General features: G+C 70.8%; 7 protein-coding genes and 2 pseudogenes. 6 read left to right on the top strand and 3 right to left on the bottom strand.

Features of this window, described 5'->3' with window-relative positions; all coding sequences use genetic code 11:
- Positions 1 to 264, top strand: a pseudogene (locus tag ACQKIP_RS34925) (lipase); the annotation flags it as partial.
- Positions 265 to 328: 64 nt separating this feature from the next.
- Here ACQKIP_RS34925 and ACQKIP_RS34920 read toward each other — a convergent pair.
- Positions 329 to 1,339 carry a lytic polysaccharide monooxygenase auxiliary activity family 9 protein gene (locus ACQKIP_RS34920; protein WP_365859942.1) on the bottom strand — a complete coding sequence of 337 codons (1,011 nt, stop codon included), beginning with the start codon at positions 1,337 to 1,339 and terminating at the stop codon, positions 329 to 331.
- A gap of 275 nt (positions 1,340 to 1,614) precedes the next feature.
- A complete protein-coding gene (locus ACQKIP_RS34915) occupies positions 1,615 to 2,301 on the bottom strand; it encodes a response regulator (RefSeq protein WP_365859943.1) in 687 nt (228 codons plus the stop codon).
- Between the two features lie 212 nt (positions 2,302 to 2,513).
- Between ACQKIP_RS34915 and ACQKIP_RS34910 the strand changes: the two genes are divergently transcribed.
- From ACQKIP_RS34910 to ACQKIP_RS34895, 4 genes are read left to right on the top strand one after another with little or no spacing between them, the layout of a single operon-like run.
- Complete coding sequence (locus ACQKIP_RS34910) at positions 2,514 to 3,497, top strand: Bug family tripartite tricarboxylate transporter substrate binding protein (protein ID WP_365860174.1); 984 nt, start codon at positions 2,514 to 2,516, stop codon at positions 3,495 to 3,497.
- On the top strand, positions 3,494 to 4,042 hold the full coding sequence (locus ACQKIP_RS34905) for a tripartite tricarboxylate transporter TctB family protein (protein ID WP_365859944.1): 549 nt from the start codon (positions 3,494 to 3,496) through the stop codon (positions 4,040 to 4,042). The genes ACQKIP_RS34910 and ACQKIP_RS34905 overlap by 4 nt, the downstream gene beginning before the upstream one ends.
- A 1-nt stretch (position 4,043) precedes the next feature.
- The gene (locus tag ACQKIP_RS34900; RefSeq protein WP_365859945.1) at positions 4,044 to 5,552 is read left to right on the top strand and encodes a tripartite tricarboxylate transporter permease; all 1,509 of its coding nucleotides are present in this window, start codon (positions 4,044 to 4,046) and stop codon (positions 5,550 to 5,552) included.
- Positions 5,549 to 6,004 carry a GNAT family N-acetyltransferase gene (locus tag ACQKIP_RS34895; RefSeq protein ID WP_365859946.1) on the top strand — a complete coding sequence of 152 codons (456 nt, stop codon included), beginning with the start codon at positions 5,549 to 5,551 and terminating at the stop codon, positions 6,002 to 6,004. The genes ACQKIP_RS34900 and ACQKIP_RS34895 overlap by 4 nt, the downstream gene beginning before the upstream one ends.
- Positions 6,005 to 6,106: 102 nt before the next feature.
- Here the strand turns inward: ACQKIP_RS34895 and ACQKIP_RS34890 are convergent, their stop codons facing one another.
- Complete coding sequence (locus tag ACQKIP_RS34890) at positions 6,107 to 6,247, bottom strand: hypothetical protein (RefSeq protein ID WP_190082724.1); 141 nt, start codon at positions 6,245 to 6,247, stop codon at positions 6,107 to 6,109.
- Between the two features lie 153 nt (positions 6,248 to 6,400).
- Here ACQKIP_RS34890 and ACQKIP_RS34885 point away from each other — a divergent pair.
- A pseudogene (locus tag ACQKIP_RS34885) lies at positions 6,401 to 6,910 on the top strand (NUDIX hydrolase); the annotation flags it as partial.
- Positions 6,911 to 7,078 lie beyond the last annotated feature (168 nt).

The raw sequence follows: 7,078 nt of genomic DNA, 5'->3' as shown, positions 1-7,078 counted from the left end.
TTCCTGACCAAGCTCAACGAAGGCGGCGACACCGTCCCCGGCGTGCGCTACACCGTCATCGCCACCAAGTACGACGAGGTGGTCACCCCGTACCGCACGCAGTTCCTGAACGGCCCCGGCGTCCGCAATGTCCTCCTCCAGGACCTGTGCCCCGTCGACGTGTCGGAGCACGTGGCGATCGGGATCCTCGACCGCGTCGCGCATCACGAGGTCGCCAACGCGCTCGACCCGGCGCACGCGACGCCCAGCACCTGCTTCTCCTGAGCCGGAACCGACGGGAGCCGCCGCTGACGGGGTCAGCGGCGGCTCACGGTATGTCCTGCCGGGCTCAGCGGCCGTGGCGCGCCGTGCGGCGGCGGGCCGTGCCGAACATGGCCGCGGCGCCGATGGCGAGAGCGGCGGCGCCGCCGATCGCGATGTACGGCGTGGTGCTGTCGCCGCCGGTCTCGGCGAGGTTCTCGTCGGCCGCGACGGGCTTCGCGTCGCCGCCGTTCACCTCGGGCTGGTTCGCGGCGGTGTCGTCACCGGCGGCGGTGTCGTCACCCGCGGCCGGGGCCGCCGCGGAGGCCTCGGCGCCCGTCTCGGCGTCGCTGTCGCCGTGGCCGTGGTGCTCGACGGTGGACTTGTCGGCGCCCGCGGCGATGTCCTTCTCGGAGGGCGCGGAGGCGGTCGGGGCGGGAGCGGACGCCTCGCTGCCGCCGCTGTCCTTGCCGAAGACGACGTCGGAGCAGGTGTAGAAGGCCTCGGGGGAGTCCGAGCGCTGCCAGACCGAGTAGATGAGGTGGCGGCCCGACTTGGCCGGGACCTTGCCGTCGAAGACGTAGTCGCCGTTCTCCATCTTCGGGTCGGCCACGTCGACGAAGGGCTTCTCCTCCAGGTCCGACCACTTCAGGGGCTTGGACGGGTCGTACGAGTCCTTCGTGATGTACAGCTCGAAGGAGCCCTTGTGCGGGGCGGTGCCCTTGTAGTGGAAGGTGTGGTTGCCGCCGGACATCTTGCTGGACGGCCAGTCGGCGCGCGGCAGGTCGAGGCCCTTGTACTTGTCGTTGCCCGCGCTGCACAGCTTGCCGTCGGGGATGATCTCCTTCGACTTGCCCGCGGCGTTGGCGATGTTCACGCCGTTCCAGTCGTAGAAGGCCTGCGCGCCGCTTGCGGCGACAGCGGCCTTGCAGGCGGCCGACGTCGGCGACTCCGGGCCCTCCTGGAAGCACGCGGAGACACGGCTCACCGGGTCCGTCATCGAACCGTGCGCGGCGGCGGGGGCGGCCGACAGGGCGGTCAGGGCGAGCGGGGCGATGCCTGCGGCGGCGATCGCGGCGACCTTGCGGCGTGCGGTCATGAGTGGTTCTCCTCAGCGGCGGTTCTGGGGTGTGGGGGACACGAGACGGTTGCGAACGGCCGGTGCCGCCCCCCGATCACATGCGGCGCCGACGGTTCGTAACCGTCCCGGCGCCGAGAAAACTAGCCGCTGAAAACCCCGGATTCGCCTGCTGGGAGGGGGTGATGGCGATCTTTATGGTCGACTTAAGGGACCCCTCAGGCTCCGCTCAGGTCGTGCCCGAATTGCCCGGGGAAACCTTCCGCTTGCCCCGGGAGACCTTCCCGCGCCCGCCCCTAACGCACCCACCGATAACGCCGCTCCGGCCGCCCCGTCCCCCCGTAGCGAAGCGTCACCTCCGCACGGCCCGTGTCCGCGAAGAACTCCAGATAGCGGCGGGCGCTGACCCGCGAAAGCGTGCCCTCCTGCGCGCACTCCGAGGCGGACAGGCCGTCCGGATGTCCCCGCAGCGTCTGCTCCACCAGGTCCGCGGTGTGCGCCGCCAGGCCCTTCGGGAGCTCGCGGGAGCCGGGCGGGCGGGGGCCGAAGATCTGGTCGACGTCCTCCTGGCGGGCCTCGTCCAGGCCGTCCAGGCGGGCCCGCACCGCCGCCACGTGCAGCAACTGCTCGCGCAGCGCCGCCTGGTTGAACGGCTTGATGAGGTAGTGCAGCGCCCCGGCCCGCAGCGCCGCCCGCACGATCTCCGCGTCCCGCGCCGCCGTGATGAACAGCGCGTCCACCGGCTGCCTGTCCCGGTCACGCTCCTCGACGGCACGCAACTCCCGCAGCACCGCGATGCCGTCCATATCGGGCAGATAGATGTCGAGGAGCACGAGATCGGGGCGCAGCCGCTCGACCGCCGCGAGCGCCTGGGCACCGCTGTGCGCCACTCCCACCACCGAGAATCCGTCCACCGCGGACACATAACGGCTGTGCAGTTTGGCGACCATGAAGTCGTCGTCCACGACCAGCACCCTTGTCATCGCCGCAGGCTATGGGCGCGACCACAACGACCACAACGTCCGTTGATTCCGGAAGAGAGACAGCTTCTTAACGCCCAGGCAACATGTGGGCCACCTCACAGGTATCCCCGTCCCCGCGGACGGTGGCCGGGTTCCCGCCCCCACGGGGAATCCGGCCGCCCCGATCACTGCGTACCTGTACACCGACTACGTACCGACAGGTGGTGGCACCGTTGCGTCTGCGCACACCCCTTGCCCTGCTCGGGGCCGCGCTGCTCGTGCTCGCCGGGCCGCCGCTGCTCTCCACGGGCAGCGGCGCCGAGACCGGCACACAGATCCCCGGCCTGCGCTTCATGGTCCCCAACACGCCGGGCGGCGGCTACGACATCACCGCCCGCACCGCGGCGAAGAACGCCGAGGACGCCGGACTCACCCACAACATCGAGGTGTTCAACCTGCCCGGCGCGGGCGGCACCGTGGGCCTGAGCCGCCTCGTCGGCGAGCACGGCAACGGAAAGCTCGCGATGTCCATGGGCCTGGGCGTCGTGGGCGCCGCACGTTCCAACGACTCGCCCAAGACCCTCGCCGACACCACCCCGATCGCCCGCCTCACCGAGGAGCCGGACGTCGTCGTGGTCGCCAAGGACTCCCCGTACAGGAACATCAAGCAGCTGGTCACCGCCTGGAAGAAGAACCCGGGCAAGCTCCCGGTCGGCGGCGGCTCTTCCCCCGGCGGCCCCGACCACCTCGCCCCGATGCTGATGGCACGCGCCGCCGGGATCGACCCGAAGAAGGTCAACTACGTCCCCTTCGACGGCGGCGGCGAACTCCTCGCCTCGATCCTCGGCAAGAAGGTCGCCTTCGGCGTCTCGGGCGTCGGCGAGTACCTGGACCAGATCAAGTCGGGGGAGCTGAGGCTCCTGGCGACCACCGGACCCAAGCGCGCCAAGGGCCTGGACGGGCCGACCCTCAAGGAGTCCGGCTACGACGTGAACTTCACCAACTGGCGCGGCATCGTCGCCCCGCCCGGTCTCTCCGAAGCCGAACGCAAGAAGCTCACCGGCCTGGTCAGGAAGCTCCACGACTCCCCTCAGTGGCGCAAGTCCCTCAAGACCAACGGCTGGGACGACGCGTTCCTCACCGGCGACAAGTTCGGGGACTTCCTGGCCGAACAGGACAAGAGCGTGGTGTCCGTGCTTAAGGAGCTCGGCCTGTGACGACTTCGACTTCCACCACCGAGGAGCCGCCCGAGGAGCACGGCGGCGGCCGCCGCTCCTGGCTGCGCGAGCACTCCGAACTCGGCGTCTGCGTCATGCTCCTCGCCCTCGGCGTGCTCGTTCTCACCGACGCGCTCACCATGGACGTCGAGATCGCCCAGCGCGGCCCGATCGGCCCCAAGACCGTACCGATCGTCGTGGGCGCCGGACTCCTGGTCGTCGCCGTGATCCTCGCGATCGACGTGCTGCGCGGCGGCCGCGGCGAGGCCGAGGGCGGCGAGGACATCGACCTGTCCGAACCCGCCGACTGGCGCACCGTGCTGCTCCTGGCCGGAGTCTTCCTCGGCGCCGCCGTCCTCATCGAACCGCTCGGCTTCCCCGTCGCGGGCGCCCTGCTCTTCTGGGGCGCGGCATACGCGCTCGGCAGCCGGCACCCGGACCGCGATCCGCTCATCGCGGCCGTGCTCTCCCTGCTCACGTACGTCGTCTTCAACAACCTGCTCGGGGTGCCGCTGCCCGGCGGGCCACTGATGGGAGTGCTGTGACATGAACGCCTTCAACTCCCTGATGGACGGCTTCGGCACGGCCCTCACACCCGTCAACCTGCTCTGGGCCGCCGTCGGCGTGCTCCTGGGCACCGCGATCGGCGTCCTGCCCGGCATCGGCCCCGCGATGGCGGTGGCGCTGCTGCTCCCCGTGACGTACGGCCTGGAGCCGACCGGCGCGTTCATCATGTTCGCCGGCATCTACTACGGGGCGATGTTCGGCGGCTCGACGACCTCCATCCTGTTGAACACGCCGGGCGAGAGCGCGGCGGTGGTGGCCGCGATGGAAGGCAACCCGATGGCCAAATCGGGCCGCGGCGCACAGGCGCTCGCGGCCGCCGCCATCGGGCACTTCGCGGGCGGCATCATCGGCACCACCCTCCTGGTGGCGCTCGCGCCGACGGTCGCCGACCTCGCGGTCGACATCGGGGCGCCCGACTACTTCGCCATCATGGTCCTGGCGTTCATCGCGGTGACGTCCGTGCTCGGCTCCTCGCGCGTACGAGGACTCGCCTCGCTCCTCATCGGCCTCACCCTCGGCCTGGTCGGGCTCGACCAGATGACCGGACAGCAGCGGCTGACCTTCGGCTCGCTCCAACTCGCCGACGGCATCGACGTGGTGATCGTCGCGGTCGGTCTCTTCGCGATCGGCGAGGCCCTGTGGGTCGCCGCCCATCTGCGGCGCACCAGCGGCGAGGCGATCCCGGTCGGCCGCCCCTGGCTGGCCAAGTCCGACGTCAAGCGCACCTGGAAGTCCTGGCTGCGCGGCCCGTTCATCGGCTTCCCGTTCGGCGCGATCCCCGCGGGCGGCGCCGAGATCCCCACCTTCCTGTCGTACGTCACCGAGAAGCGCCTGTCCAAGCACAAGGACGAGTGGGGCAAGGGCGCGATCGAGGGAGTGGCGGGCCCGGAGTCCGCGTCGTCCGCGTCGGCCGCGGGCACCCTGGTCTCCATGCTGACGCTCGGCCTGCCCACGACGGCGGTGGCGGCCGTGATGCTCGCCGCCTTCCAGCAGTACGGGATCCAGCCCGGGCCGCTCCTCTTCGAGCGCGAGCCGGACCTGGTGTGGGGCCTGATCGCCTCGCTCTTCGTGGGCATGGTCCTGCTTTTGGCCCTGAACCTGCCGCTGGCCCCGGTCTGGGCGAAGCTCCTGCGCATCCCCAGGCCCTACCTCTACGCGGGAATCCTCTTCTTCGCGGCGGTCGGCGCCTACGCGGTGGGCGGCGAGGCGCTCGACCTGGTGATCCTGCTGATCATCGGCCTGATCGGCTTCGGCATGCGCCGCTACGGCCTGCCCGTCCTGCCCGCCGTCATCGGCGTCATCCTCGGCCCGAACGCCGAGCAGCAGCTGCGCCGCGCCCTCCAGATCAGCGACGGCAGCGTCAGCGGCCTGGTCGACACGCCCTTCTCGATCACGGTGTACGCGATCATCGCGTTGATCGTGCTGTGGCCGCTCCTGAAAAAGGTGCTGGTGCGGGGGCGGGGGAGTGACGTAGACGTAAAGGCATGAGTCAGGACACGACCGCCGCCATCCGCCCCGCCACCGCCGCCGACGTACCCGCCGTGAAGGCGGTGACGGACGCGGCCTACCACCCCTACATCGAGCGCATCGGTGTCGTGCCCGTCCCCATGGAGGCGGACCACGCGGCGGAGGTGGCGGCGGGGCGGGTGTACGTCACCGGGGACCCGGTGATCGGCGTCCTGGTCCTCGTGCCGCACGAGGACCATCTGTTCCTGGACAGCATCGCGGTCCACCCCGGGGCCGCGGGCCAAGGGGTGGGCCGCCGTCTGCTCGCCTTCGTGGACGAGCGGGCGCGGGCACTCGGACTGCCCGAGGTCCGGCTCTACACGAACGCGATGATGTGGGAGAACCAGCGGCTCTACCCGCGATACGGCTACGAATTGGTGGAGCGCAGGGTGGACGGCCCCTACGACCGCTACCACTACAAGAAGTCCCTCTAGGCCCCTCTAGCCCCTCTGGAATCCGCTGGACGACCCCTCTAGGCCCTCTGGCGGTCCCGCAGGCGCTCCGGCAGGTGTCTCGCGCCGTCCGGGCGCCGGATCTCACCCATCGGGCCACCAGGTCCGCTGGATGTCCTTGCGGACCTCGGGGCGCTCGCGGAGCCGTTCCCGCTCCTCGGACTTCTCCCGGATCTGCCGATTGGTGGGCTTCCCGACGGTCTTGTGCACGGTCACACGGCGCATGGCTGCCTCCCTGTACTACCGATGTCCAAGGTGGGACGTCTGTAGACCTCTGCCGGGAGGGTTTCTCATCGAAGTTGAATTGTCAGTGGCGGGTGTCACCATCGCCGGATGCCGACCGAGCCGCAGGAAACCCTCCCCGCGCCCCCGCCCGTACCCCGCCGTCACAAGGAAGTGGTGGACGTCCACCTGATCCTCCGCCGCGGCGACGAGGTGCTCCTCGCCCGCCGGACGAACACCGGTTACGGCGACGGCCTGCTCAACCTCCCATCCGGCCACGTCGAACCCGGCGAGGACGTCCGCGCGGCGGTCATCCGCGAGGCACACGAGGAAATCGGCCTGACTCTCGCCCCCGAGGACGTGAGCGCCGAACTGGTCCTCCAGCACCGCGGCCCCGGCGAGGAGCCCCGCATCGGCTGGTTCTTCGAGGCGGCGTACGGCACGGGCGGCGAGCCCCGCAACGCCGAGCCCGACAAGTGCGCCGAACTGACCTGGCACGGCATCGCGGCACTCCCGGACGACATGGTGGCGTACTGCCGGGCGGCGCTCGAGGCCTGGCGGTCAGTGGAGCGGTTCGCCCTGCACTGGCAGGAGGAAGGGGACGCGGTGCGGTACGAGAAGGGCGGGGAGGGGCGGACGGCCGCTCTCGGGGGACGGCCGTCGTGACGGGACGACTCAGGCGGCGGGCGGGGTGAGGGGGGAGCCGGTTCGGGCCAGGGATTCCAGGGTGTCCAGGGCGGACAGGGCCGCTGCTGCGGCTTCCGGGTCGCTTGCCGTGAGGCCGCTCTCGGCGAACTCGTCCTCGTCCAGGCGCAGGATCGTCCCGCCGTCCGC

It is taken from the genome of Streptomyces sp. NPDC059900, from assembly GCF_050270335.1.
GTDB lineage: Bacteria > Actinomycetota > Actinomycetes > Streptomycetales > Streptomycetaceae > Streptomyces.
This window is presented reverse-complemented; position numbering and strand designations above follow the sequence as displayed.